This is a genomic window from Dietzia sp. SL131 (assembly GCF_026672565.1).
Lineage (GTDB): Bacteria > Actinomycetota > Actinomycetes > Mycobacteriales > Mycobacteriaceae > Dietzia > Dietzia kunjamensis.
Genome location: NZ_JAPPRI010000002.1, coordinates 15184 through 40984, shown reverse-complemented (window position 1 = coordinate 40984; position 25801 = coordinate 15184). Strand labels below are relative to the sequence as shown.

Sequence of the window (25801 nt, the reverse complement as noted above, 5' to 3'; positions counted from 1 at the left end):
TATCAGTTCCTCTCGGCGGTCAGGGTGGTTAGCAGCTCGTGGAAGCTGTCGCGGACGGTGACGGCGGCGATTTCTTTGAGCTCGTCCAGGCCTTGGCCGTTGGCGGCGGCTTCGGCGATGAAGGCGCGGCGTGGGATGTCGTGGGGGTGGACGCGGTAGCCGGAGGCGTCGGCCCATTCGCGGATCTCGGTGGCGACGCGGCCGTGGGTGGCGGTGCGGGTTGTGTCGCGCAGGTTGATGAGGATGTCCGGATCGGGCAGCGGCCGGGCGGGGCGGAGGTCTTCGTTGATTTCGTCGACGAGCTCCCCGGTGTCGCTGATGCCGTTGAACGAGTCGTTTTCGGGTTCGGTGACGAGCAGGACCCGGTCGGCGGCGTAGAGGGCGTTGATGGTGCCCAGTGACAGGCCGCGGTCGCAGTCGATGACGATGAGGTCGTAGTCGTTGCGGACGGCGTCTAGGGCTTTGTGTAGGACTTTGCCGGGGGCTACTCCCCCAAGTGATTGCAGAGCTGCGGCCAGTGCGCCGCGTCCGGACGGGACGATGTCGAGTCCGTCCCGGCGGGTGGTGTGGGTGGCCCGATCGAGGGTGACGCCTGGGGTGCGGGCGTAGATGTCGGCGAGGGTGTGGCCGTCGGGGTCGCGGTCGCCGAGGATGCGCAGGGCCACTCCCCCTTGGGCGTCGTGGTCGATGACCAGGACGCGGCGTCCGTCGGCGACGGCGGCATGGGCGAGCATGAGGGCGCTGGTGGTCTTGCCGACGCCGCCCTTGTGGTTGGCGATCGCGATGACCGTGGTCATGGGCACTATCCCTTCTTTATGCGTGCATGGTGCGAGTATATCCGTGCATGGTGCGGGCATGTCGCAAGTGTGATGCTCGGGGGAGGGGCGTGTCGTGGCCGGCCACTGGGGCGGGTGGCCGGCGGTCGGGCGTGGCGCCTAGCGGAGCGGCGCCACGCCCGACCGCCCCCGCCGGCCTAGCCGGCGTCCTCCTCGGTCTCGTCGGTGAGGGCTTCGGCGATGAGGTGAACGGCTTCCTGGACCCGGATGGCGGTGGCCTTGATCCTCTCCGCCTCGCCGCCGCTCCAGCTGGCGACGTAGCCCACGCTGTAGTCGCTGGTGTCGAGGCCATGCAGTCCGGCCACGACGTAGGCCACGGACTCGGCTTCGAGCTCGCAGGTGGCCTGGTCGGGCTCGGTGGTGCCCTTGCCGCCCTCGTCGGTGTGCAGGATCGCGTGCGCGGCCTCGTGGATGGCGGTCTTGGCGGCGTGGGCGTCGGACAGGTCGGCGTCCACGACGATTCTGCGGCTGCCGTCGATGGTGCAAAAGCCGTTGACCTCGCCGGGGATCTGCTCGCGGGTGACGGTCCAGCCCTGGCCGGTCATCCATGCGGCGATGCGCTCGAACAGGTCGGCGGGGTCGTCGCCCTGGAGCTGGGCCACGGGGGCGGTGGGCTGCTCGACGCCTTCGATGGGGTCGGTCTGGGAGATGTCGAACACCGACACCACGGGCGGCGGGCACTTAACGGCGCGGCGGGTCTTCTCGCCGGTGGCCTCGTCGGTCTCGGACACGATGCGGAAGGGCTTGCCGAAAATGCGGATCGCGGTCTCACCCTTACGGACCTGGCGGCCCTTGGCCTGCCATGCCTTGAATCCGGCGACCTTGCTCGCGTGGGGGCACTGCACCTGAATCAGCAGCGTGTTGTTGAGGCTGTACTGGTGGAAGCTGCCCAGGAAATCGAGCCAGCGCTGCCACTGGCCGGACTCGGCGAGGGCGTTGACGGCGGCGGTCAGCTCGTTGTGCATCTGCTCGACCTTGGCGGCGCGGGCCTCGCGGGCAGCTTCGCGCTGCTGCGGGGTGTAGGTCTTGCGGGCCATTGTTTGGCTCCTTTCGGGTTCGGGGTGAGGGGCTCTGTGGCCCGCTCTGCTTCCAGTATACACGCATGATGCGAGTATGCAACTAGTATGATGCGCTCGTGTCCCAGTCCAATGCGGGGCCGCCTGCCCGGCTCGCTTGTGGCGGGCCGGGCAGGCGGTGAGGTTAGAGGTTCAGCCCTCCGGCGCAGCCGAAGCACCGCGCCCCGGAGGCGCTGGCGGTGATGACCTCGCCGCAGTTGGCGCAGCGGCGGGCGGGATGAGTGAAGGCGTGCCGCCCGTCCTCGTAGTGCCACAGCATTTCGGTGCCGTCGTCGGCGAGCACCAGCCAGATTTCGGCCGCGATGGTGCGGTACTCGTCGGGGACCTCGAGGTCGAAGGACTCGAGGAGGGTTCCGGGCTTTGCCATTGTTTCGCTCCTTTCGGGTTCGGGGTGAGGGGCCTTGCGGCCCGCTCTGCTTCCAGTATACACGCATCATGCTAGTATGCAACTAGTATGGGTCGGTTAAATCGCCTCTCACCTGCGGCGATGCACCCGACACCACGCGGTCAGAGCCGTTCGCGCAGGGCCCCCCTTTCCCTGACACCTGCCGATCTCGTGCGCAGCGAACGGAGTCAAGGAAGGGAACCCGGACGGGAGCGAACAATCTGGCCCGAAATAAGCGAAGCGCGGGCCAGATTGTTCGCGGACGACCGGGCGACGGCGGAGCCGGCGCCGACCTTGACGCCGGTAGCGGAGCACGAAGACTCGGGGTGGCAGGGAAAGAGGGCTGACCACCAGATCGCCCCACAACCCAAGGTCGGCCACCCACCTGCACCAGGGGACTACGCCCCGGGAGTCACCAGACGGTATTGCACGCGGGAGCTGGCCCCAGAACACCCGCACCGGTCGGGCAAATGATCATTCTGGTTTTCGTTCACGCCCTGCGGGCGGCCTCGCGGTGGCCGTACCGGTCTTCGGTCCGACCACCGCGGGCCTTGGGGTTAGAGCTCGTCGGTGAGCACGGTCTCGCCGCAGGCTCGGCGTTCGACGGGGGAGAGGGCGTAGCCCTGGGCCTCGATGAAGCGCAGGTACGCGGTGGTGCGGGGGTCGATGTGTCGCCACGATCCCTTGTGCGTGTTGGTCTCGTGGGCGATCAGGCACAGGGCCAGGCTTGTCATCGTGGCCTTTGCGGTGCTCATTTCGGCGACGTCTTTGACCGTGAGGTAGTGCTCGCGCTCGGAGCGCAGGCGCTCAGATGCCAGCAGGTGTGGGCTGTTGGCGATGGTTGCCGCGATGAAGGGGGCACTGTTCTTGGGCGCGGTCTTGCGGGCGCAGAAGGTCTTGAGCCAGTCGCGGCGAACCTGCTCGGCGGCGAGCCACGCCTTGTTCGCGGCGATGACGTCGCGGCGTTCGGCGCGGGCGGCCTCTTTGTCCTGCTCGGTCGCCTCGGGTGCTGGTGCGGTTGCGCCGAGGCGCTTCCAGCCGCGTGCCGCCGGGTTGTCGCAGTACAGGCGGTGCGTGACGACGAGTTCTTCGTGTACCTGGCTGCGGGTGATGCCGCCTTCGGGGATGTCCTGGTCGTCGTCCTCGTAGAGCTCGTAGGGGTCGACGGGCTCGCCGGTGGCTGTGAGGACGGTGGTGTAGTCGGCGCGCAGCTGGACGGCGATGTGGTCGCCGGGGGCGTTGTGGTCGACCTCGGCGTGCTCGCCTGTGTCGATGTCGACGAGGCTGGACACCCATTCGCCGGGGGCGTTGTAGTCGGGCCAGCAGTCCATGATGCGGACCCCTTTGGACTCCCACTCTGGGCGGGCCTGGGCGACGGCGGCGGCGATTTCGCGGTCCTGGCGCAGACGTGCGGCCTGGTGGTCGAACTGTCCGTGTCGTGCGGCTTGGATGAGGCGTTCGACGGCGCGGGGGTTGTCGCTGAACTCGGCCACGATCGCGGCCTGGGTGATGGTCAGGTCGTATTCATCGAGCACCGCGGTGTTGGTCATGGTGGTGGCGGCGTCGACGGTGGAGCGGTCGACCCGGAGGCGCTTGCTGATCTGGGCGGGGGAGACGCCGAAGGCGGCGAGCTGGGCGATGGTGTCGGCCTGCTCGCGGGCGGTGAGGTTCTGGCGCTGCTGGTTCTCGTCCCATTGGGCCGCGATCAGGTCGGCCTTGCCGTCGAGGTCGTTGGCCGGGGCGGCGGTGACGACGACGGGCACCGATTCGAGGCCGGCCTCGCAGGCGGCGAGGGTGCGGCGGTGTCCGTGCTTGACGACGAGGGTGCCGCTGTCGGCGTAGTAGGCGTTGATCGGCTCGAGTAGGCCGTGATCGCGGATGCTGGCGACCAGGTCGGGGGAGACCTGGGCGTCGCGGATGTTCGACAGGATGGTCAGCTCCGAGGGGCTGACGTGGATGAGGTTCATCGTGGTGTCCACGGTGGTCCTTTCTCGTTCGGGGTGAGGGGCCTTGTGGCCCGCTCTGCTTTCAGTATACACGCATCATGCACGCATTGGGCGTGCATGATGCGTTAATCTGTGTTTACCTGCGGTTTTAGGGTTCGGGCGCGTATACGAGGCGGCTGACTCCGCGGCTGGTGTAGAAGCCGCCGGTGAAGGTTCCGGTGTCGGATGGCTCGTCGTGGCCGAGTGACCAGACTTGGGCTGCGAGGTCGTCTGCGTCGAGTGTGCCGTCGGGCTTGGTGTGGGGGGTGACGATGCCGCTGCGGGGGCCGATGGTGATGCGGCGGGCGCGGTGGTCGCCCGCGCGGGCGAGGTCGACGGTTTGGCGCAGGAGGTCGCGCAGGCTGGTCGAGTGCAGGGGTTCGGCTGTGTCCATGCGGGCCAGCCTGGCACGGCTCGGGGCGCTTTCGCCGTGACGCGGGGCTGTCCTGTTGTGGTCTGTGGAGGCGCGGGCGGGCTGTGAAATGCCCGGAGGGGACGCCCCTCGGGCGTCCCCTCCGGGGGCTGAGGGCTAGGGCAGCAGCACGTCGAAGTGGGTGAGGGTGACGCTGTGGGCCGTGAGGGCGTTGGCGGTGCCGGTGAAGCGTGCGGTGAGGGCTCGGACGCGGGGGCCGACGTAGATGACTCCGGAGACGTAGTAGATAGTCTCTTTGCCGTTTTCGACGGTGTCGATGTCGGGGGTGTACTCGAAGATGGCGCGGTGGGCGTCGTTGGTGCGGACCTTGCGGGCGACGGCGGCGCGGTTGATCGCAGCGGCTCCCTGGGGGGTGGCGATGTGATCCATGGCGGTGACGCGGCTGCGCTGGTTGTTGTAGACGGCCAGGGCCACGCCGATGGTGCGGTAGATCTGGCGTAGGACCAGATCGGCAACGTTGGGGGACTCCTCGGCGGGCGCGCCGTGGTTGCGCTCGAGCTGCTGGGCGATGTCGTCGCGGGCGGCGTCCTTCACCTGCTCAATGAGCCAGTCGCTCGCCACGAGCGGGGCCACGTTGTAGCGGCGCATATCGGCGTAGGCGGCGGCGATCCCCTCGGCGCCGGGGATGACGTAGGCGGGCGACGTGGTCACGGTCGCTCCTTTCGGGTTCGGGGTGAGGGGCCTTGTGGCCCGCTCTGCTTCCAGTATACACCCATCATACTAGTATGCAACTAGTATGGGTCGGTTAAATCGCCTCTCACCTGCGGCGATGCACCCGACACCACGCGGTCAGAGCCGTTCGCGCAGGGCCCCCCTTTCCCTGACACCTGCCGATCTCGTGCGCAGCGAACGGAGTCAAGGAAGGGAACCCGGACGGGAGCGAACAATCTGGCCCGAAATAAGCGAAGCGCGGGCCAGATTGTTCGCGGACGACCGGGCGACGGCGGAGCCGGCGCCGACCTTGACGCCGGTAGCGGAGCACGAAGACTCGGGGTGGCAGGGAAAGAGGGCTGACCACCAGATCGCCCCACAACCCAAGGTCGGCCACCCACCTGCACCAGGGGACTACGCCCCGGGAGTCACCAGACGGTATTGCACGCGGGAGCTGGCCCCAGAACACCCACACCCATCGAGCAAATGGGTTATCCCCAGCAAGTCACATGAGGCTCCACATGCTGGTCACAGGGCTGCCTTCCGACTTAACTCTGGTGTCCCACCGGCTCTTTATACTGAGTTCGCTTCCTTCCGGCAGGGGTGCGGCCCATCATCCGCAGGGCCGTTGCCTAGATGGAAGGAGGTGATGTGATGGGAACCCGTCGAAATGACGAGAAGCCGACCTTCTGGGTCGCTGTGGTTAGCGCCACGGCCCAGGTCGGTCGACTTCTCTTGGATCTCATCCGCTTTGGAACCGACGCCTAGCTAGGTGACAGTTCCAGGGAGGCGCCGGAGTAGCAGCTCCGGCGTCTTCCGCATTTCAGATGCTACGCACATGACTATATGCGCGCAAGATGCGTTTGAGCAGGTCAAGGCGTAACAGGGAGTGCCTCGGAGCGGATGCTGATGCCGAGGTTGCGTGCTTTGGCTCCGGTGAGCAGGGGGTGGTCCTGGCCGTTGCTGTCGGTGTAGATGGTGGCGGCGAGGTCGTGTTCGTCGGCGTCGATGATGACGTCGTCACCGATTGTCAGGCTGGCGTGGGCGTTCTCGGCGAGTTGCTTGCGTAGCTCGACGTCGTAGACGACCTGGCCGGTGAATTTGCGGGCGGTGGGGTTGTAGGCCCGGTGGAGGACTTTGATCGTGAGCACGTTCGAGCCGGACTTGAGCTGGTTCAGCGTGCCGATTTCGATCACGTTGCCGTCGATGACCATGGTGGGGTCCTTTCTGGTTCGGGGTGACTGCGGTCGAGAGCCCAGCGTAGTCGGCCCTGAGCGCTGCGCCGTGGGCTGAGCTCGGCCGGGTCAGCGTCTGGGGGAGGGGTTGGAGACTGTGGAGATAGCGGGAAGGGGTCACCTCCGGTCCCGGTGCCAGCTCGGCAGTTCAGTGCCCCATACCCACTCCGCCGTCGACGTTGAGCACGTTTCCGGTGATGTAGCTGGCTTCCTCGGAGGCCAGGAACGCGACGGCGGAGGCGATCTCCTCGGGCCGCGCGAATCGGGCGAGCGGGATCATCGAGGTACCGAGTTCCTTGGCTTTGTCGTCCATGGCGTCGGACATATCGGTCTCGGTGAATCCGGGGGCCACGACGTTCGAGGTGATGCCCTTGATGCCGAGCTCGCGGGCGAACGAGCGGGCCATACCGATCACGCCGGCCTTGGAGGCGGTGTAGTTGACCTGGCCGGGGACGCCGGACATTCCGGATGCGGATCCGATGAAGATGATGCGGCCGTACTTCTGCTTGAGCATGTTGCGGGTCGCTCGTTTGGCGATGCGGAACGCGCCGGCCAGGTTGGTGTTGACGACGTCGAGGAACTGCTCTTCCTTCATCCGCATCACCAGCGTGTCCTTGGTGATGCCGGCGTTGGCCACGACGACGGAGACCGGGCCGAAGGTCTGCTCGGCGTATGTGAACGCGGCATCGACGGACTCGGGGTCGGTGACGTCGCATTCGACGCCGTGGATGCCTTCGCCGACGCCGCTGCCCCGGTGGGTGCCGACGACCGTGAAGCCGTCGCGGGCGAGTCGGGCGGCGATAGCCGCGCCGATGCCTCGGTTGGCGCCGGTGACCAGGGCTACGCGTGCGTCGGTCATGTGTGATCCTCCTGGGGTCGTCGTGCAGAGAACAGCGCGACTTGGCCGACCCGCCGGGTGCTGACCTCGGTGTAGCCGCGGAGCGCGTTCTCCAGTTCGTCCATGGTGTCGTCGGCGTTACCGAACACGCCGAGCTTGTTGTAGGTGCTATTCAACGCTCGAGCTGCGAGCGTCGCGGTCTCGGGATCGGGGATGAGGGTGGAGCCGAAAATGGTCCCGCCAGGCCGGAGGTGGCCGCGGAGCTGGGAGAGGCGGTCCCACTTCTCTTGACTGGGGATGCAGTGAAGCAGGAAGTTCAGACCGATTGAGTCGAAGCTGTGCTCACGGGGGAGCGGGTCGAAAAAGGACTGCTGGAGGGAGGCGACGGATCTGCCGTGGCCAACTCTGTCGGACGCGGCGGCGAGGCAGGAGGCGTTGAGGTCGAGCAGGGTGAGCGAGGGGGAGTCGATGCGCTCGAGGAAGTAGCCGGTCCCGGGGCCGACATCGAGGTGGCTACGGCCGGCGTGGCTGCGGTAGTGCTCGACCATCGTCGCTGTCGGGCATCGCCAGATCAGTCGATTGGTCAGCCCGAGGACGCCCGCGTCGTAGAGCCTGAGAGTGACGGGGTTGTAGATACCTCCGCTGGCGCCGCGATCGCGTGCTTCGCTCATGCAGTTCCTCTTCTACGCAGCATTACAGTGGCCGCCCCGCCTTCCATGTCTGCGATCGGGACCACCCTGGCATCGAACTCGATGCCATCTAACTCGACGGGGAAGACGCCGGTTTCATACAGGTCATACTCGGTGACGAGGCGGCACAGTGCCTCGTAGCTCAGCGGCGCGTCTGCACCGACACTGGTGACGGCGCTTCGCGCCAGGCGGTTGACCAGTGCAAGCGTGATGGAGGCGAACTCGACGAGCGGCCCGAGGAGGTCCGGAGGTTCCTGCGTGCGCTCGGCGAGGACGACGCTGGTGCCGATGATCCGTCGCTGCTCACCCTCGACGCGGAGCCGGCCTCCGCTGAACATGTGCAGCGGGGCAGCGTCCGGCAGGTTGAGAGTCCACTCGTATCCGACCCACGTGTTGTCCGGGTCGAGCACCGCCGCTTTGTAGCGCGTGACAAGGGTGGCGGCGTCGGCCGGAGTCAGGAATCGCCACAGATCTTGAATCGGCCGCTGTTCGCCGGCGACACGGCCGTCGGCCATGAGGGAGACGTCGTCGCCGGCAGTGACGGTGGTCAGATCGGCCAGGTCCATGACCCACGAGTTGAGCACGCAGCGCTCAACCGGCGGGGTGGGGTGGAGCCAGACGGCGATTCCGGTCGGACCGCACTCGGGGTGTTCGACCAGGTGGTAGTCAGCGTGCAGGCCGGGAGTCGAGCATGTTCGGGTGCGGGCGTAGTCCGTGAGCAGCCTCAGACCGTCACGGTCGAGGTCGAGCAGGTTGCTCTTGACGGCCCGTCGGAGCGTGCGCTGGCAGGGGATTCCACCGATGGAGTGAACCATCAGATCTCCATCGCCTCTGTCTGCGAGATCGAAGACGATCCATCTCGGATCAAGCCTCACGTGAAGCCTCCTGACGTGGTCAATGACGGACACAGCCTATGGTTTCGAGCTCAATCTCGGGCGATCAACTTCCCCCGATCACCACCCTCAGTCGCTACCTGGCGAGGCCGAAACGGTCGTTCTCCGCCGACCTGCGCTGCCGTCGCCGCAGGATTGAGCGAATGGCGTCCATGTGGCGTGACACCTGCTCAGGAGTAGCCGCGCGTTCCTCGGCTGCGGCGGCGGCCTCGGCCCGTCGGCGCTGCTCTTCGAGGGCTTGCTGTCGGTGCTCCTCGGCCACCTCGCTGGGTGAGGGGCCGGCGAGCACGTTCCGGAGCCGTGAGAGGCGATGCCGCAGGAAACCGGCCGGATTCTTGATCGTCGAGGGCCAGTCCCGCGGGTTCTTCCGCGCATCCTCGTTGAGGATCGTCACCAGATCACGCCCTGTCCAGCGAGTGCAATCCACGAGCTCGTCGATGACGTCGACCAGTGACCCGAGGTGACGGCCGTTGTCGAGGCTCTTTGCTGAGGCGACGAGCTGGGCGGTGACAATGTGTGCCTGGCGAGGCCGCTCTCGCCCCTGGAGTCTTGGTGAGCGCCCGGAGGGCGCCGGCGCGCGCTTGCGCGCGTGTGTGGGGGAACGCTTCTTACGGGGAGTTTTACTCCCCGTAGAACCGCTACGCGGTAGAGACGATTTTGTGTACCACCTGCGGGGAGTCGTCAGCGCCCATGTGGATGCAGCTCGGATCTGGACTCCGTCGTGGTGCACGGCTGCCTGAAATCGTTCCTCGGCGGTGAGGTATCGCCCCCGCGCGACCTCGACCGCGAGTTCCAGCGCCGCCAGGACGGCCCGAGCTTTCAGGACAACATCGTGGCAGTACGGACGAGCGCGACCCGCTAGTTCAGCGGCGACCCGGCCGATAGTGGCGTTGGAAGCGGTGACGCCTCGCCCGGTGCTGGAGTCTGCAAAGTGAGCGCACGCCCGAGCTACGAGCAGTACGGTCCGCGAGGACACGCCCCACTTCCGGCACAGCTGCCGGCCTGGAGCGCACGCCAACTCCGCCGCGGCGGCCGTGAGCCACTTGGTGCGGCTTTGCCACACCAAGGCTGGCTGTCGGCCGTCGAGGGCCCAGGAGTGGCCGCGTTGGCCGCGCAGCGTGTTTTCTTTCTCGGCATCCTCGATCCGCTGGCGGATCACGTCGCCGAGGTTGGGTTCTTGCGTGTTATCGAGGTCTATTGGCGCACCCTGCGACTCGCCCAGCATTGACATGCTGGACACCGCATTTGGGTGTGCGCTACCCTCGGAGCTGTCTCGCACGACAGTTCCTTCCATTGGGAGGGAGCGCAGATCAGAAGCAGGTTTGGTCGCCTGTCCTGATCTCAAACTTCAAGGACGTCACCCGATTCCCGTCGGGTGGCGTTCTTTTTTGTTTGTGAACGCTCCGCTGTGCAGTTGTCACGCAGGTACTCGGTGGTCAGTCGATACCCGCGTCAGTGCATGGTGAGAGGCGTCCTCCTATTCAGTCGTGGTCGGTTCTTAACCGGCTTGGAGCAGCTCCTGCTGCCCGCCCCGGTGGTCTTTGGGTACGGCTTCGTACGCTTCGACGCCCAGTCGGACGATCTCTTCGACAACCTGCCAGCGTTTGGGGTTGCCGGATTCCCGCCAGAGGCGCTGCACGTCGGCGAACAACTTCTCGTCGATGAGCGCATTGAGTTGAGTGCGACCTTCAGTGGTACGAGGAGGAGCCATGGGAATAGTGGTATCACGGGTGTAGTTTCAGGTGTGTTATTTCCTAGGCCGGGCGGCGTGTCGGGCCGGTATTACTTAACGATACAGATGCGCGCTATTGGGTGGAACCCTTGAGCGTGTCGTTGGCGCGTTGCCATGCGTCGCGCACGGCCTCCTGGGGCTCCCCGTAGAGGTCGGCCAGGCTGGCGCACAGCGCTTCGGACAGTGGCGAGCCCCCCTGCTCGATGGTGGAGAAGGCGCTTTGGCTGAGGCCAACGCGCTCGGCGACCTCGGACTGATTGAGCGCTGCGTGCACGCGCATGTCCGAGAGGGTTTCGCGGCCCGGGAGTACGCCCGTGAGGTCCCGAACGTTCAGCTCGAGGACTTGGGCTAGCGCGGCAAGTTTCGCTGGGGCTGGCGCCGTGCGGCCGGCTAGCCAGTTGCGCACGGTCGAGGGGTTAACCCCCACGCGAGCGGCGACCTGGAGGCCCGTGAGGCCGTGTCGGAGCATCGCTCCGCGAGCCACGGAAGGGCTGACATAGCCGGGCCTGCGAGCCACGCAACCTCCTGCATCTGGCGTGCAACTCGCATCATCATCGCAGTCCATTTCGGCCCCCTCAGCCCTTGCGCCGGTATAACTTAACGCTATAGCCTAGCGTTGCAGACTCGCTAGACAAGCTGGTCTATCAACTAAGTAGAGGCTCACCGGAATTGAGAGGGAAGCCCTTGAGCAAGCACCCAGCGTTCGCATACCGTGCCTTCTGCGCTCGTACCGTCGGTACGGCTCCGCACCGGTTGATTCTGTCCCGGTGCGATGAAGCGCAATTCCCACCACACGCGTGTGCTCTGCCGACTGTCGGCGCCCCCCTGGTCACGGGGCGCTGCCCCGTGCCGAGCGCCGCCCTCAGTGATCCGAGGATGCGATGAGCCATACCCAGGGAGACCTCCGTTCGGCCGTTCGCGGAGCAGCCATCGGCGCCTGTACAGCGTTGATCGCCTTCGGCGGCGTGTACGCGGCATCGGCCGCGACACAGTCAGGAATCGAGGAGGCGACTGCGCCCGCAGCTCGGCCGTCGACCGCTCAGGCCGGCGTGGATGTGGCTCAGAAGCCCAGTGCTTCCCAGCGGTCAGTCAAGGCCGCGCAGGCGACCTCATCCCGGACGGCTACGCAGCGTCCGGCCCAGGCCAAACAGGCCGGCCTAGCGAAGGCGGTCCAGCCAACCCGTGAGGTGAAGAAGGAGAACGAGCCCGACGAGCGCCGAGAGTCGGCCCCCAAGGTCGAAATCGCTCCGGCGACGCAGGCTCCCACGCAGCAGGTCCGCTCTCATCAGCCTGCGCCGGTGCAGCAGTCCCCGTCGTATCCCGTTCAGCAAGCCCCGACGTACCCGGTGCAGCAGGCGCCGGTTCGACAGGCTCCCGCTCCCGCTCCCGCTCCCGCTCCCGCTCCCGCTCCCGCTCCTGCCCCGGCAGCCACACCGCAGGGGATCACGATCGACCTCGGAGGTCGCGCGCCCGTCGTGCCACAGGCCCCGATCCTTCCGAAGCAGCTTCACATCGGCTGACGACCGCCCGGTCGCCGGTCCCACCCGTAGAGAAAGAGGAACAACCATGCTCACCGCCGCTTCTGCCATCTCCGGCGCGATCATCGCCGCGCTAGCGACCCTTGGCCCGATCGCTGCCCCCGTCATTGGAGCGGCCACCGCCGCCGGTCCGATTGCCACCGCTGGTACCGCGATCGCCGGCCTGGCCGGTACCGGAAGCGCCGCCGGTGGTGCCGCCTCGCTCGGCGCCGGCGGGGCCGCGGTCAACGCCAACCCGCACGCGGCGATGGGCGTGCAGAACGGCATCAACGACTCGATCAACCAGGCCAAGGACCACGTTGCCGGGTCGATCAACGACCTCAACATCCCGGGTGTGCCCCCGGTCCACTTCAACTGATCTGTTTTCGCGCCGAGAGCATTCCCGCCGATTGAGGAGGGCCACAAGTGTCGGAAAAAAACAATGGTGACGAGTCCTCCCTGCGGCGCGTCGACTCGGACGCTGAGCAGGACTCCAGCGCTGCTGGCGCGGATTGGATGGATGCTCTCGGCGTGGCACCTCCTCCCGGTGGCGAGGCCCCACGGACCTCGCCGCCGGAGTCGAAGACGACTCCTTCCGACCCGGATTGGATGACCCAGCTCGGAGGGAGCGGGGCTGAGCCGCCGCTGGACCTGGCCACCGACGAGGACGAATGGGCGGGCTCGGCTCAGTCGCCCGGCCCTGGTCGTCGCCGGGAACGAACGCTTGCGGTGGCACTAATCGCCGGGCTGGGAGTGCTCATAGCCGGGGTGAGCCTTCTGGCACTGGCACAGATGTCTGGTGGCGAGAACGAACCAGACAACATCGCCGCTGACCTGGACCAGATCCAAGCCGAAAGCGGAGCTGCGGCGCAGGTTGAAAGCGCACCTGCGGAGGAGTTCGCGTGCGAGGAGTCGGAGTCCGGCGGAACGATCACCGGTGCTGGAGCCGGTGACACCAAGTCCGTAGCTGGGGTGATCCTGGCCTTCGAGCACGCTTACTACTCGGCCCGTGACGCGGAGAAGGCCCTGGACCTGACCTCGGACGACTCCACGCTGGTCAATGTCGATGCTCTCCAAGAAGGCATCGACTCTGTTCCCAAGGGCACCGAGCACTGCGTGTCGATCACACCGGACGGTGACACCGCGACGGTCGAAATCACCGAGGTCCGACCCTCGCAGGCTCCCCAGACGTTCGTGCAGGAGATCACGACGAGCCGCGACGGTGACCGCGTCGAGATTGTCGAGATTGCCGAGGAGGAACAGTGACTCCCATCCTGGCTCAGACTCGTAACGACGTCGCCTCGGGGCTGGGGCCGGTACGCCCCGCAATCCAGCCACCTTCGGCGGGCGAGTGCGCCCAAGTGTGGGACACGCCCATTCCGACGAGCGGCGCTCCAGGGCTCTGGCTGCTTGGCGCTCATGGCGGCGCCGGGGTCACAACGTTGTGTCGCTGGATTGGCCCTGCGGGTGACGCTCAGGGGCGATGGCCCGGAGGCCACGCCCGGCAGTCTCCCTTCGTGGTGCTGGTAGCCGAGGAGTCAGTTACAGCGCTGACCAGGGTCCACGCCCTCGTGCGGCAGTTCGCCACCGGCGGAGCTGGTAGCGCACAACTACTCGGAGTAATCACGGTCGCGCGAGTGCCTGGCCGTCGACCGCAGCAAGTGCGCCAGCGACGGGACGTCCTTGCTGGTCTGCTCACCCAGATCAGCAACGGGGCTCTGCATATGTGGGCCGTCCCCTTTGTTCCCGGAATGACCACCGTGGCCGTGGACGAGCTGGCCGTTTGGTCCCTCGGCCAGGCGCCCACGACCAAGAAGCGGCCGTCGCTGCGTGAAGCGGTTCCACCGGCCGTCGCCGAACTCGGCACCGAACTCATCGACGCCGCGCGGACCCAGGTCGCGGCATGGGGCGGAAGGTAAGCAATGAGCATTCGAGTCGGACTGTTCTCGTCGTTGATGGTGCCGGCGTTGGTGGTGGTCGGCACCGGCCCCGCGGCGGCGCAGACAGCAACCTCCCGGACCACTCCGGTCGCGGCGAGCACCACGCAGTGCCCGGCGGTACACATGCTGCTGGCACCGGGCACCTCGGAGACCGCGCGGTTCGCCGAACCCAACCAGGACACCCACGGCTTCCTCTCGCGCGATCTGGCTCGCCCGGTGATGAACGCAGTCAACGGACCGAACATCGGAGACCTGTCGTCTGGCTTCGCCGAGCTGCTTGACCTGCCTGACGGTATGCAGTCGCTCGCCGGCACCGCCGGTAAGGCCCTCGGGGCGGCGATGACCAGCCACCAGCAGCAGGTGCCTCGAGTCTCACGTACGTACGTGACGTACCCGGCCACGGTCGGGGGAGCGCAGCCACCCGGCATGCAGGGCATCCCGCTGAATGTCGGGGATCTAACTCCGTACGGCGAGTCCATGCTCACCGGGGTCGAGATGACCGAGGACCTGATGGGCAAGATTGCCACCAAGTGCCCCGATACGAAGGTCTTCCTGGCGGGGTTCTCTCAAGGCGCCGAGGTCATCAGCAACGTCGCTCGCCGGGCCGGCGCAGGGCTGAGCGTTATTGACCCGAGCCAGATCGGCGGCGTTGCACTGTTCGCCGATCCGACTCGAGCGGGCGGCACGCCACTACACCCCGAGGGCTCCTCCACCGTTGGCCCCGTTCCTGGCACTGACGGCGAGAACGTGCAGCGAGCATTGGTTGGCCTGGACCAGCTCGCCACAGCGAATGCGGGCGGCTTGGGAACCGACAAGACCGGCCTCAGTGACTTCGGACAGATCGCCGATCGCGTGGTGTCGTGGTGCCTGCCCGGCGACTACGTGTGCGGTCTGCCCGCGGAATCGGAGCTGGTGACCGACATCGTTCCGCTCCTCGAGGAGGTCTCGCTCGGTGACCCGGTGGCGGCGCTGGAGCGGCTCGCGCGGATCCTCGACCGCGCGGTCAGCATCGGAGACCTCTCAGAAGTGGTCGACCTGGGTTTCAGCGGTGTCGGGTTCTCCCCGCGCCCCGATGGGGGTGCGAAGACCCCAGTGCTGAGCAAGCGAGTCCAAGCGGCCACGGCAGAAGCAACCACGGCCGCATCGACGAGCAGCCAGACGACGTCGACGAGCACGACAAGCTCGACGTCAGAGACCAGCGAGACCGCTGAGCCCTCGCCGGCGGGCCAGGTTCTCCCGCCCGCGCCTCCGATGCCGGCGGGGCCAGGACTCCCGGGAATACCGCCGTTGCCGACACCAGAGCAGGTGGTCCGGACCGTGGTCGACGTTGCTGCCGGCCTCGGAGGTATGGCGTTGGGCGCGGGAATCACCGTTGTTCGCAAGACCGTGACGCCGGAGAACTTGGCGCAGATCGCTGTTGCCGGTCTGACGGGTGGGCCCCCGGCGGCGGGCGCTGTGGCCGTGGCGAAGTTGTCCGAATCGGCCATGTCCTTGCTCGAGCCTGGTTCCGCCTCCGGGTTGGCACGGCAGACGTTGCAGGTGTTCAAGGACGCTGGTGTCCCGGTCCCCGAGCAGGTCGAGCTGGCGGTGAGTCTGACGGCGTGGCTGTCGACTAACGAGCACAACGCCTACGCCGATCGGCCGGTGTTGCCCGACGGCCGGAGTCCGGCAGCGGCGACGGTGGATTGGGTCCAGGCCATCGCGCAGGACGTCACCGCCGGAAGTGATGAACCCCTGGCCCCCGCACCTCGGCGGTCCGTCGATGGGCTGAGCGCTTTGGCGACCGTCGAGTTCGACAACCAGGCAGCCCGCGCGGCGCTGGATGACCTCGGTTACACCACTACGACTTCGTCGACCGCGGTGTCGACGGCAACCTCGGCGCCCTCCACGAGTGCGTCCCCCACCTCGAGCTATCTGGAAGGCAACTAGCTATGAACACCCGAGTACTCGCCCAGGGCGACACGTCGTTCATCAACAACATCACGCCCTGGCTGCCTGACTTCCTCTCTACCCGTCTGACCGACGTCGCCGGGGTCGCGCTGGCCATCGGCATCGTCATCGCAGTCATTGGCGGGGTCATGGTCTTCGCCGGGATCGCCTTCGCCCGCCAGGACGGACGCGGTGACCAGGTGTCCGGCCGCCTGCTGTGGTGGGGCGGCGGCGTGGTCGGCCTGGGCGTCCTCATGCCGATCGTCGGCTGGCTGCTCGGATAGGCGAAGCATTTATGACGCTCCGCCTGCTCGCGCAGCAACCACCTCCCACATCGCCGATACCGCTGCCCCCGGTGATGCAGGGGCTGTTTGCCAACTGGATCTCGATAGGACTCGCGTTTGTCGTCGTGACCTCCGTGGTGTTTCTCGGCTGGACATTCGCGGAGATAAGCAACGCACGCGAGATGGGCCGAGAGCCCAAACAGGGCGTGGAGCGCCTGCTGGTGATTGCCGTCGTTCTCGTCCTTGGTTCGAGCATCGGCATGGTCGTCTCACTGATCTACACCCCCGTCTGATCGCAGCGAAGGAGAGCACGATGGGCACGCTCAAGAGATTCGCAGCGGCTGCACTGGTGGTCGTGACCGCCACGGCCTGCGGCTCGGACAACACAGACGAGGTTGCCGGCCCCGACCTGACGTCAGCGCCGGAGGCGACCTGGTCGCCAATGGCCGGTATCGCTGTTCCCCGCGCTGAGCAGTGCCCGGAAAAAACCGAGCCCGTTGAACACGGGTACGCCAGGACCCCGCAATGCGCGGTAATCGCTGCGATCACCGGTCAAACGCTGCTGGCTACGACCGGCGACGCAGAGTGGCCGCGGATGGCCAATACGATCCTGGCGCCCGGGCCGGGCAAGGACCAGTGGATACAGGCTCGCGCCTTGGTCTCCGTGGAGGGACGGGTACGCAATCCCGCGACGTTCGCAGGCTTCCGGTTCACCGACTACTCGGACGATCGAGCTCAAGTGCTGCTCGCTGTCGAGTGGCCCGACGGGACGCTCACTGCCCAGCCCACGCAGCTCGCCTGGCAGACGGGTGACTGGAAGCTCGTCCTGCCCACACAGCAGACCGCGGTGGACGCCGCCGAGATCGACAACCTGGACGACTTCACCGAATTTCGGCCCAACTCTTAGGAGCTCAGCATGGACTCACAGCGACGGAGCAAGCTCACAGCAACGGTGATCGTCGCCGCTGTTGTTGTCGCCGTGGCCCTCATTGCCGCCCTCATCATGGCGGTCGTCGACGGTGACGATGACAGTGCAGGAGAGTCCGCTCCACCGCCGTCGTCGGGGCCGGCGGAACCGCCCGCCACCGCCACTACCGACGAGGATGCGGAGAGCATTGACGTTGACCTGATCGGGCGCCGGGTGACGCTCGTCGACGCCCCGGGCGGCACGCCGCGGGAGCAGACCGGCCAGCCCGGTGCTTTCCCCGAAGGGCAGGAGATGGTCGGGCCTCCCGCCGGGCTCGAGCTCCAGCGGGTAAGCAGTGGCGCAACGGTCATGGTGTCGCGCTCGGACGGGCCGACCGACCTCGACGGGGAAGTGATGACGGGGTACGCCCACTCGCCCGGTGGCGCAGCGCTCGTGGCCGCGAACTTCGCGGGCCTCGGAATGGAGATGGGAGCGGCGTACGCCGATTTCCTCCAGCAGTTCATGCCTGACGCGGTCGCCGAAGACCCGGCGGTTCTAGACGAGATCCGCTCGCGCGGAGCATCGGCCGATGGGCGGGCTCTGACTGCGGCGCAGGGCTATCAGGCACCTCGCTGGTTCCGATTCCAGCACTGCGACGAGCAGGTGTGCACGGTCGAAGCGGCCATGCCCTCGATCGCCGAGGCGGTCGGGGAGATCGAGTCGATCGACGTAGGGCCCCACGATCACCAGGTGGTGCGGGTGTCGATGGAGTGGACCGGAGAGCAGTGGGAGATCCTGTCGTCCCGCGCCATGCCTCCCGTCGTCGAGATCGACGGGACGTGGTCACCGTGGACCTGAAACCGGCAGCAAAAGTCCTCATCACGCTGGTCGTGGCGCTCTTCGCGGCCTTGGCCGTGTCCGCTCCCGCCAACGCACAGGACAACGCGCAGAACCAGTTCCAAGACTTCAACAATGACTGCCGCTCGGGCGAGCTCGACGGCGAGTTCTTCGACGGCGGCATGATCGGAGGAACCGCCGTCGGCGACTGGCTGCGCGATTCCGCCCACGCCGGCGGCCTGAGAGAGGCGGTGACGGCGCTTCCTCGCGCCGCCGTGTCCGGGGCATGCATCACGGCGGGCGCGGTGCAGCATCCCGGCGATGCGATCCAAGCCGTCGCCGACGAGGTGTGGGACGGCAAACTGGCCGGGATCGTCCGCGAGATCAAGGACGGAAACCCCGCCGTCATCGGCTACACGATGACGCTGTGGACGAAGTTCAAGCTCAGTCCGGAGGCCCTGGAGCTGTCGTCGGGCGGAATCAACAACATCGTGTGGCAGGCCGCCGTTGCCGGGCTGGCGTTGAGCTTGACGATCGGGCTGCTGAAAGTCGCCTCGACCCGGCGGCAAGGCTCCGGCGAGGCGATGGAGGATGCGGCCTCGGCATACGGGCGGTACTTGCTCTACGGCGCGTTGGTTCCATCGTTGGCGATCCCGGCGATTATGGCGCTCGACGCCTTCGCTGACGTCCTGGTCAACACCTATATCGCGCCGGCGGAAGACTTCACCAAGATCACCGAAGCGGTGACGATCGGGGAGGAAATGAACCCGATCCTGGTCCTGGTGTTCGTGCTCATTTCCCTGATCGGCTCGCTGGCGATGTGCCTGGCAATGGTCATGCGGATCATCTTGCTGCCGGTCCTGATCGGTCTGATGCCGATCTTCGCGGCGTGGGCGATCGGTCGAGCGGGGCGATTCACCGTGGAGAACGCGATGGGCGTCCTCGTCGCGTTCGGGCTGCTGAAGGTGGCGGCGGCGTTCGTCTACATGTCGGCGGTATGGGCGGCGTTGAACCTCGACGGGTCCGAGGAGAACAAGCTGGTCTCCCTGGTCATCTTCGGGGCCGCCGGGCTCTGCGCACCCGCTCTGCTGGCGATCGTTCTGCCTCAGATGAAGGGCCAGGCCGGCGGGTCGGCGGGTGCGCTGGGGGGTGCAGTGCTTGGGGCGACCGGGGCGGTCGTGGGCACGACGATCGCCGCGGCAAGCACCGGCGGTGCCGGAGCGGTGGCTGCGGGCGGCGCAGCCCTGGGCGGCGGCGGCTCCGGCCTCGGACTCAGCGACGGGGGAGGCGGCGGTGGGGGCGGCGGTGGGGGCGCGGGCGGCCGAGGTCCGTCTGGTGGATCTGACTCGGGCGGCAATGGCCCGTCAACGGGCGGTGGATCGGCCCGTGGCGCGTCCGGCGCTGCCGCTGGCACGGCCGCTGGCGGCGGCGCTGCGAGCGGAGGCCCCTCCGCTGGCGGTGGCCACCAGATAGCCGGGATGGGGCAGACCGGCGCACGGATCGCCCGCAACGCCGGCGGCATGGCCGGCACGGCGCTTCGTGCGGGCGGCGGCATCCTCGACGACTCAGTAGGAGCTCCGGTGAACCCGGGGCCGTACCGGTAGGGGAGTGCGATGACTGACACGGTTGCGCCGCAACACGAGACGACGACATACACCCTGGGCCGGAAGCGGGAGCGCAACTTCATCGGCCGCATCCCGGCGCGCACGGCGGTCGTGGGCCTGGTCGGCCTTCTCGCGTTCGTGGTGTCGATGCTGGCGCAGCAGGTGCGCTTCGCGCTGATGTGCGCGCTGCTGGCCGTGCTGGTAGGTGCTCTGGTGCATTTTCACCGCGATGGCCGGTCCTTCGTCACATCGGGGCGGTTGGCAACGGCGAGGCTCTGGCGTTATGTCACCGGGGAGGATCTGTATCTGTCGGGGCCGGAGTCGCGGGTACCCGGCGGGCAACGTCGGGCCCCGGGACTGTTGGCGGGCACCGAGCTGCTCGAGGACGTCGATGCGAACGGTTACCGATACGGGGTGATCGTCAATCCCTCAGCCAAGCAGGTCACGGTGAAGCTGACCGGGCAGCTGTCGGGCGACGTTCTGCGAAGCGCGCAGGAGGACGAGGCCACGACCGCACAGTGGGGCACCTGTGAGGCCCAGTGGGCTCACAACCGGAACCTGCTGGCCGTGGTGGCCCGGCACACCACGAGGCCGTCGACGGGGATGCTGGCGCTGCGGGAAGTCGACACGCTCGACTCTCCGGAAGCACCTGAGGTCGCCCGGAAGATCCAATTCGCCCGCGCCAGGAGGCTGCAATCCGGCGGCCAAGACTACGAGTTCGAGCTGGCCTTCACGCTCAAAGCCGAACTGTCGCACGTGCGCGATCGCCGTTTCCTCGAGCAGCTCCGGTACGAAATTGTCGCGTTCTACAGCGGTGCGTTGCCGTGGGCCGGGATCGAGGCGCGGCCGATGACCGCAGACGAAATGGTGGCCTCGACACACAAGGCGTTCAACCCTGCCGCGGAGGGGGATTTCGAGGAGCTCCACATCAAGGGCACCCCTCATCAGTTGCCGTGGTCGGATGCAGGGCCGGCGGTGGCTAAAGCGACTAATCGCGGTTATTTCCACGACGGCACGTGGTCTCGGACGTGGGAGATGGTGGCCGCGCCCCCGGCCACGTTCGAGAACAAGCATCTGCGCCCCTTGCTGGCGCAGCATTCGCGGATCGTTCGCAAGACCGTTTGCCTGGTCTACCGCCCGTTTCCTCCGGGCACGGCGCACTCCTTGGTCGAGGCCGAGCACCGAGACGCGATGGTCGGCGTCAACGACGGGAAGACGATCAAGTCGGTGGACGCCGAACTGCGACTCGAGGGCACGTCAGCCTCACGCAAAGCGCTGGCCAAGGGCGCGGGGTACGGGCGGCGGTCGATGTACGTCGCGGCGACGTGGCTTCCGGGCGAAGACGACCGGGCGATCGACAGCGACATCGAGGCGCTGGCCAACCAGCTCAACATTCGGGTGCGCGAGATGCGGGGGATGCAGGACTCTGCGTTCTCCTTCTGCCTCGGCGCCGGGGCACTTCCGTTCGGAAAAAAGGACTAGTTCGATGCTGAGCCTGAATCTCAAGACCGTCATCAGGTGGATCCGGGGGACCAGCCTTCCTCTGCGCGACCTCAGTGTCAGCGAGACCGTCGACGCCCGCGGATTCCCACAGGCACACATCACCGACTCCAAGCGTCACCAGCTCACGGTAGCGAACCTGGTCGATGGGTCTGGGGTGGTGGAGCCGGACCGGATCAGCGCGTGGACTCGCCAGGTGGCAGGACTCGACCGACTGCGAGTCAGCTTCGCGTGCGACAGCACGACGTCGGCTCCGCCGCTGCTGGGTGGACTGTTCTCGGCGCAGACCAAGGCCGAACGCAAAGACCTCACGGAACTGGCCTCCATCGTCGCGGTCGACGCACCGGCCCTATATGACGCTGCCGCACTAGCCGGCCTGCCGGCGCGGCCCGCTCGAGAAAGTGACGTGGCTGGACGGTGCGGGCACCTGCTGGCCGCGGCCGTGCGAACGATCCCCGACCTGACGGAGCTGACCTGGCACGAGTCCGCGCGCAGTGTCCAGGTGGGGAGCGTGGAGTGCATCAGCTTCACGGTGTCGTGCTCGGACCCGGCCAGCGGCGTCGAAGCCAACGCAGACCTGTCCGAGGTGCTGGCCGAGTGGGACGCCGGAGGCCACATCTGGAGAACGCGGTGGATGCGCCCGTTTGTCGACCCGGACTCGGTCAGTGCCATCGAAGCCGCTGATGGGGGGCGGGTGTGGTCGACGGTGACAGTGGCCGGCGGGCACGAGATCGCCCACCTGTTCCTCCAGGCACTACGGCCGCGCACTCGTCTTCGAGTGCGCCACGAGTCCGGCCGCCAGGGAGTGATGCTGGCCGCCAACCTGGGCCTGGGTGTGGCGGGGTTCCAGCACGCGACGATTGATACGGAGTTGCCGCGATGAGCATGCTCGGACCAGAAGACCCCACCACGGACTACGCACACCTTTTTCAGGCAATCCTCGACGGCCAAGAGAAGTACCCGTGGCCGTGGACCCGCCGGGGGCGGGCGTTGGCACGGTGGCAAAAGGCCAACCCGGACGAAGTCAGGCGGATCAAGCACGAGGCACTGGCCCGACAGGGCGTGGCCCCGGTGGTCGGCGAGGACGCGTGGCCTCGGGCCGGAGCCCGGGGATTCCGCGCCCCCTTCGCCGCCGGCCTCGGCTCGGGCCTGGTGCGATCTGTGACGCCGCCGAACGAGTTCATGATGGCCACCAACTATGCCGCTGGCTGGAACCCCAACTCGGTAGGGTCACCCTCTCCCATGATCGGCCCGCCGATCGGGCGCAACCTGCTCGACGGGAAGGACCTCGGCTTCGACTGCCTGAGCTGGCTTGAGCAGAATCTGCTGTCGACCCCATCGGCGTTCCTGATGTCCGTACCCGGCCTGGGGAAGTCCTCGCTAGTACGACAGATTCTGCTCGGGCACGCGGCCCAGGGGCACGTGCCGATCGTGCCGAACGACCTCAAGGGTGAGTACGTGCCGCTGGCACGGGCCATCGACGGCCAGGTCATCCGGATCGGGCACGGGCTGGATCTCATCAACCCTCTCGATGCCGGCGCTCTGGGGTCGGTGGTGCCGGTACTACAAGAGGCCATTGACGCCCACGCCGAGCAGACCCCGGCTGACCACGAGAGACTGCGCACGCTGGAGCAGTTGCTCCATCGGGCGAAGAAGGAAGTCGCCGCGGGCCAGCGACGCATGATCGAGACGCTGGTCTCGATCGCGCGGCAGGACCGGATGGCCGACTACGAGTCCGCAGCTGTGGCCGTGGCGCTCGACGACCTTTACGCCTCTCCTGGCCCGAGCGGGCAGAGCCGCTGGGTGCATCCGCCGGAACTGACGGATCTGATCGAGACGCTCCAGACCGGGTCCGAGCAACTCCACGAAGTGACCGTGGCGTCGACGCCCGAGGAGTACCAGGCCACCGTCCGGCCCCTCCTGCGGAGCCTGTACGCGATGCAGCACGGCGTGACGGGGGAGATCTTCTCAGGGCAGACCACGACCAAGATCGACGTCGACTCCCCGGCGGTGGTGATCGACGTCTCCGCGCTCGACGACAACGACGAGACAGTGAAGGCCGCGGTCATCATGGCGTGTTGGTCCTCGGCGGCAGGCGCGGTGACGGCGTCGAAAATCCTCGCCGATGCCGGCCTGCGCAAGCGCAAGCTGTTCGCCTACACCCTCGATGAGCTGTGGGGCACGCTGGCCGCTGCGCCGGGACTGACCAAGCACGTAGACGGTCTGATGCGGCTGCTGAGAACCCTGGGCATGGCGGTGTACCTGGTCACGCACGGCTCGAAGGATCTGGAGACCCTGCCGACGGAGGCGGACCGCAATCGCGCGATGGGGTTCATCGACCGGGCCGGTGCGGTGATCTGCGGCGGACTGCCAGCCGACGAGCTGCGGCTGCTGGGCGGCAAGCTGCCCTTCACAGAGCGGGAAATCGCCGAGATCACCTCGTGGTCCAAGGGCGCGGCCCCTGCCCGGGGCCGGGCGGCAGAGGCTCCGGTACCTCCGGGGCGTGGCTGCTTCATGATTAAGGCCAGTAAGAGCACCTCACCGGGCATCCCGTTCCGCACCGACATCTCTCCGCTGGAGAAGCAGTGGCGACTGCACGACACCAACGCCGCGTTCGAGGACGAGTGGAAACGCACGTCGGCGCAGGTGGGGGGCATGGTTCATGCCTAGCCCGGTGGGCGGTTACAGCCCCGAGTTCAAGCGTGAGGTCGTGGACCGCTTCGTCGGGTACTTCGACGCCTCGTCGACCCTGACGGCCGCGGCCGCGACCGCTGGCCGCGATTTCGGTGTGGCGACCTCGACGGTGCTCAGCTGGGCCGAGGATCAGCAGCGCATGCCCCGCCCCACCTGGGGTGAGATCCGCCGTCTTCGGGCGGCGAACGCCCATCTGACGGCCCGGCTGCGGGAGCTCGAGGAGTCGTGAAGATCAAGGGCCTGGCGACGGTGACGGTCATCCTGCTCGCGATCGCCTTCGGGCTGACCATCATCGTGTCCTCGTTCATCGAGGACGATGCCTGCCGCCCGGTCGGCGGGGGAAGCAGCGTCGCCGGTGGCGTGCCCGACGGCCACTACTCCAAACCGATGAAGGACGGCACGCACCAGATCTCATCGGGCTACCGCTCGCCCGATCGCCCCGACCACCGGGGCACGGACATGGCTGCCGATCTGCACACGCCCATCTACGCCTTCGCAGACGGCGTGGTGACCGAGTCCGGGCCCGCGTCCGGGTTCGGCAACTGGGTGGTCATCGACCACGAGGGACCAGACGGCATGTTCTCCACGGTGTACGGACACATGCAGGCCGGTGACATCAAGGTGCGCGCCGGCGACCAGGTCAAGGCCGGCCAGCATATCGCCGGAGTGGGTAACGAGGGCCAGTCCACCGGCGCTCACCTGCACTTCGAGATCTGGGTGGGGGGCCGCTACGGAGGCCGCGACGTCGATCCCGGTCCGTGGATCGACAAGGCCACCAACCCGGGCGAGTCCGCGCCCTCTCCGGCTCCGAGCAGAGACGAGCACCGGGACCGTCGCGCTGCCGGCAGTGAGCTTCCGCCCTCCCCGGTCATCGCCAGCGAGGACAAACTCCAGGTCGACGCCGTGCGGGTGGCTCGCGCAGTGGCCCAGAAGTTCCCGGAAGTGGAAGCGATCGGGGGGTGGCGCCCGGTCGACGCATTCCCGGACCACCCGTCGGGCCGCGCGGTGGACATCATGATTCCTGGCTACGACACAGGGGAGGGCAAACGGCTCGGTGACGAGATCACCGACTACCTCTTCCGCAACCGGGACGCGCTCAACATCGAGTACCTGATCTGGCGGCAGCAGCACATCCCCTCCGAGGGGCAGCCGAGCCAGATGGAGGATCGGGGCGACCCTACCCAGAACCACTTCGACCACGTGCACGTGACCGTGACCGGTGGAGGAGCAGCCGGACCGGGCCAGCGGTACGGGCCCGCTCCGGAGGGCACCGGTCCCGGCGTGGGGCCGTCGACCGGTGCCTGCGATCCGTCCGGCGTCGGCGACCACGGGCGCTCACTCAACGCCGGTCAGATCCCCGACGAGCTGCGAAAATGGATCAGCCTCGGGGGGCAGGTGTGCCGTGAAGTCGACTCTCCGCTGCTGGCCGGCCTGCTGTACCACGAATCAGCCGGCTTCCAGGCCACGGCGGTCTCGACCGCCGGCGCTCAGGGCTACGGGCAGTTCATGCCCGGCACGTGGGCGGCCAAGGGCGCGAAGGTCGACGAGAACGGGCAAGTGGCCGGTCCACCCGGTTCGGGCTCCCCGTCTGACCCGGCGGACGCCACGATGGCCGCCGCCCGCTACTTGTGCGAGATCGCCGAAGGCCAGCGCGAAGGCATCGCCTCGGGAGCACTCAAGGGTGACCCGCAGGAGTTGATGCTCGCCGGCTACAACGCGGGCCCCGGCGCTGTGCAGCAATACGGCGGCGTACCGCCGTACGCCGAAACACAGAGGTACGTGGTGATAGTGCCCGAGGAAGCGGCGAAGTTCGCCGGAGCAGAGTGAAGGAGCAGT

General features: G+C 67.3%; 28 protein-coding genes and 1 pseudogene. 15 read left to right on the top strand and 14 right to left on the bottom strand.

Going from position 1 to position 25801, the window contains the following annotated elements:
• Positions 1-2 precede the first annotated feature (2 nt).
• From OVA21_RS00495 to OVA21_RS00445, 11 genes are all read right to left on the bottom strand, one after another.
• The gene (locus OVA21_RS00495; protein ID WP_268091536.1) at positions 3-797 is read right to left on the bottom strand and encodes a ParA family protein; all 795 of its coding nucleotides are present in this window, start codon (positions 795-797) and stop codon (positions 3-5) included.
• Positions 798-973: 176 nt separating this feature from the next.
• Positions 974-1873 carry an ArdC-like ssDNA-binding domain-containing protein gene (locus OVA21_RS00490; protein ID WP_268091535.1) on the bottom strand — a complete coding sequence of 300 codons (900 nt, stop codon included), beginning with the start codon at positions 1871-1873 and terminating at the stop codon, positions 974-976.
• Positions 1874-2036: 163 nt separating this feature from the next.
• On the bottom strand, positions 2037-2279 hold the full coding sequence (locus OVA21_RS00485; RefSeq protein WP_119192479.1) for a hypothetical protein: 243 nt from the start codon (positions 2277-2279) through the stop codon (positions 2037-2039).
• Positions 2280-2854: 575 nt separating this feature from the next.
• A complete protein-coding gene (locus OVA21_RS00480; protein ID WP_268091534.1) occupies positions 2855-4276 on the bottom strand; it encodes a ParB/RepB/Spo0J family partition protein in 1422 nt (473 codons plus the stop codon).
• 115 nt (positions 4277-4391) lie between these two features.
• The gene (locus tag OVA21_RS00475; protein ID WP_119192481.1) at positions 4392-4676 is read right to left on the bottom strand and encodes a hypothetical protein; all 285 of its coding nucleotides are present in this window, start codon (positions 4674-4676) and stop codon (positions 4392-4394) included.
• A gap of 135 nt (positions 4677-4811) precedes the next feature.
• Positions 4812-5366 carry a hypothetical protein gene (locus tag OVA21_RS00470; protein WP_119192482.1) on the bottom strand — a complete coding sequence of 185 codons (555 nt, stop codon included), beginning with the start codon at positions 5364-5366 and terminating at the stop codon, positions 4812-4814.
• An 872-nt stretch (positions 5367-6238) separates the two neighbouring features.
• The gene (locus tag OVA21_RS00465; RefSeq protein ID WP_119192483.1) at positions 6239-6580 is read right to left on the bottom strand and encodes a hypothetical protein; all 342 of its coding nucleotides are present in this window, start codon (positions 6578-6580) and stop codon (positions 6239-6241) included.
• 169 nt (positions 6581-6749) lie between these two features.
• A complete protein-coding gene (gene fabG / locus OVA21_RS00460; protein WP_070720967.1) occupies positions 6750-7460 on the bottom strand; it encodes a 3-oxoacyl-ACP reductase FabG in 711 nt (236 codons plus the stop codon).
• On the bottom strand, positions 7457-8110 hold the full coding sequence (locus tag OVA21_RS00455; protein ID WP_063972548.1) for a class I SAM-dependent methyltransferase: 654 nt from the start codon (positions 8108-8110) through the stop codon (positions 7457-7459). The genes fabG and OVA21_RS00455 overlap by 4 nt, the downstream gene beginning before the upstream one ends.
• Complete coding sequence (locus OVA21_RS00450; protein WP_268091533.1) at positions 8107-9036, bottom strand: hypothetical protein; 930 nt, start codon at positions 9034-9036, stop codon at positions 8107-8109. The genes OVA21_RS00455 and OVA21_RS00450 overlap by 4 nt, the downstream gene beginning before the upstream one ends.
• A 61-nt stretch (positions 9037-9097) precedes the next feature.
• Positions 9098-9415, bottom strand: coding sequence for a hypothetical protein (locus OVA21_RS00445; protein ID WP_119192486.1), 318 nt, complete (start codon positions 9413-9415; stop codon positions 9098-9100).
• A gap of 702 nt (positions 9416-10117) precedes the next feature.
• Between OVA21_RS00445 and OVA21_RS00440 the strand changes: the two genes are divergently transcribed.
• Positions 10118-10249 (top strand): hypothetical protein, encoded by a 132-nt coding sequence (locus tag OVA21_RS00440; RefSeq protein ID WP_264888391.1) that lies wholly within the window; start codon positions 10118-10120, stop codon positions 10247-10249.
• A gap of 270 nt (positions 10250-10519) precedes the next feature.
• Here OVA21_RS00440 and OVA21_RS00435 read toward each other — a convergent pair whose 3' ends face one another.
• From OVA21_RS00435 to OVA21_RS19285, 3 genes and pseudogenes are all read right to left on the bottom strand, one after another.
• Positions 10520-10732 (bottom strand): hypothetical protein, encoded by a 213-nt coding sequence (locus tag OVA21_RS00435; protein WP_132064161.1) that lies wholly within the window; start codon positions 10730-10732, stop codon positions 10520-10522.
• Between the two features lie 94 nt (positions 10733-10826).
• Positions 10827-11033: a helix-turn-helix domain-containing protein gene (locus OVA21_RS00430; protein WP_241504510.1), complete on the bottom strand. Its 207-nt coding sequence runs from the start codon at positions 11031-11033 to the stop codon at positions 10827-10829.
• A gap of 51 nt (positions 11034-11084) precedes the next feature.
• Positions 11085-11222, bottom strand: a pseudogene (locus tag OVA21_RS19285) (helix-turn-helix domain-containing protein); the annotation flags it as partial.
• A 1097-nt stretch (positions 11223-12319) separates the two neighbouring features.
• Here OVA21_RS19285 and OVA21_RS00425 point away from each other — a divergent pair.
• The 14 genes from OVA21_RS00425 to OVA21_RS00360 all read left to right on the top strand — a co-directional run bounded on the left by OVA21_RS00425 (position 12320) and on the right by OVA21_RS00360 (position 25792).
• Entirely contained in the window at positions 12320-12649 is a 330-nt protein-coding gene (locus OVA21_RS00425) for a hypothetical protein (protein WP_063935009.1), read from the top strand.
• A gap of 230 nt (positions 12650-12879) precedes the next feature.
• On the top strand, positions 12880-13536 hold the full coding sequence (locus tag OVA21_RS00420; RefSeq protein WP_146776268.1) for a hypothetical protein: 657 nt from the start codon (positions 12880-12882) through the stop codon (positions 13534-13536).
• Positions 13537-14021: 485 nt separating this feature from the next.
• Positions 14022-14189: a hypothetical protein gene (locus OVA21_RS00415; RefSeq protein WP_268091532.1), complete on the top strand. Its 168-nt coding sequence runs from the start codon at positions 14022-14024 to the stop codon at positions 14187-14189.
• A gap of 51 nt (positions 14190-14240) precedes the next feature.
• On the top strand, positions 14241-16139 hold the full coding sequence (locus OVA21_RS00410) for a cutinase family protein (RefSeq protein WP_268091531.1): 1899 nt from the start codon (positions 14241-14243) through the stop codon (positions 16137-16139).
• A gap of 2 nt (positions 16140-16141) precedes the next feature.
• Positions 16142-16423 carry a hypothetical protein gene (locus OVA21_RS00405; protein WP_119192490.1) on the top strand — a complete coding sequence of 94 codons (282 nt, stop codon included), beginning with the start codon at positions 16142-16144 and terminating at the stop codon, positions 16421-16423.
• Between the two features lie 11 nt (positions 16424-16434).
• Positions 16435-16716 (top strand): hypothetical protein, encoded by a 282-nt coding sequence (locus OVA21_RS00400; protein WP_264888395.1) that lies wholly within the window; start codon positions 16435-16437, stop codon positions 16714-16716.
• 20 nt (positions 16717-16736) lie between these two features.
• A complete protein-coding gene (locus OVA21_RS00395) occupies positions 16737-17330 on the top strand; it encodes a hypothetical protein (protein ID WP_264888396.1) in 594 nt (197 codons plus the stop codon).
• A 9-nt stretch (positions 17331-17339) separates the two neighbouring features.
• Complete coding sequence (locus tag OVA21_RS00390) at positions 17340-18188, top strand: hypothetical protein (protein ID WP_264888398.1); 849 nt, start codon at positions 17340-17342, stop codon at positions 18186-18188.
• A complete protein-coding gene (locus OVA21_RS00385) occupies positions 18170-19771 on the top strand; it encodes a hypothetical protein (protein ID WP_268091530.1) in 1602 nt (533 codons plus the stop codon). Before OVA21_RS00390 ends, OVA21_RS00385 begins: the two co-directional genes overlap by 19 nt.
• A 9-nt stretch (positions 19772-19780) precedes the next feature.
• Positions 19781-21253, top strand: a complete 1473-nt coding sequence (locus tag OVA21_RS00380; RefSeq protein WP_119192495.1) for an SCO6880 family protein — start codon at positions 19781-19783, stop codon at positions 21251-21253.
• Between the two features lie 4 nt (positions 21254-21257).
• Positions 21258-22154 (top strand): hypothetical protein, encoded by an 897-nt coding sequence (locus OVA21_RS00375; protein ID WP_268091529.1) that lies wholly within the window; start codon positions 21258-21260, stop codon positions 22152-22154.
• Positions 22151-23941, top strand: a complete 1791-nt coding sequence (locus OVA21_RS00370; RefSeq protein WP_259894688.1) for an ATP-binding protein — start codon at positions 22151-22153, stop codon at positions 23939-23941. The genes OVA21_RS00375 and OVA21_RS00370 overlap by 4 nt, the downstream gene beginning before the upstream one ends.
• Positions 23934-24194: a hypothetical protein gene (locus tag OVA21_RS00365; protein ID WP_268091528.1), complete on the top strand. Its 261-nt coding sequence runs from the start codon at positions 23934-23936 to the stop codon at positions 24192-24194. Before OVA21_RS00370 ends, OVA21_RS00365 begins: the two co-directional genes overlap by 8 nt.
• Positions 24191-25792: a peptidoglycan DD-metalloendopeptidase family protein gene (locus OVA21_RS00360; RefSeq protein ID WP_268091527.1), complete on the top strand. Its 1602-nt coding sequence runs from the start codon at positions 24191-24193 to the stop codon at positions 25790-25792. Before OVA21_RS00365 ends, OVA21_RS00360 begins: the two co-directional genes overlap by 4 nt.
• The last annotated feature ends 9 nt before the right edge of the window (positions 25793-25801 follow it).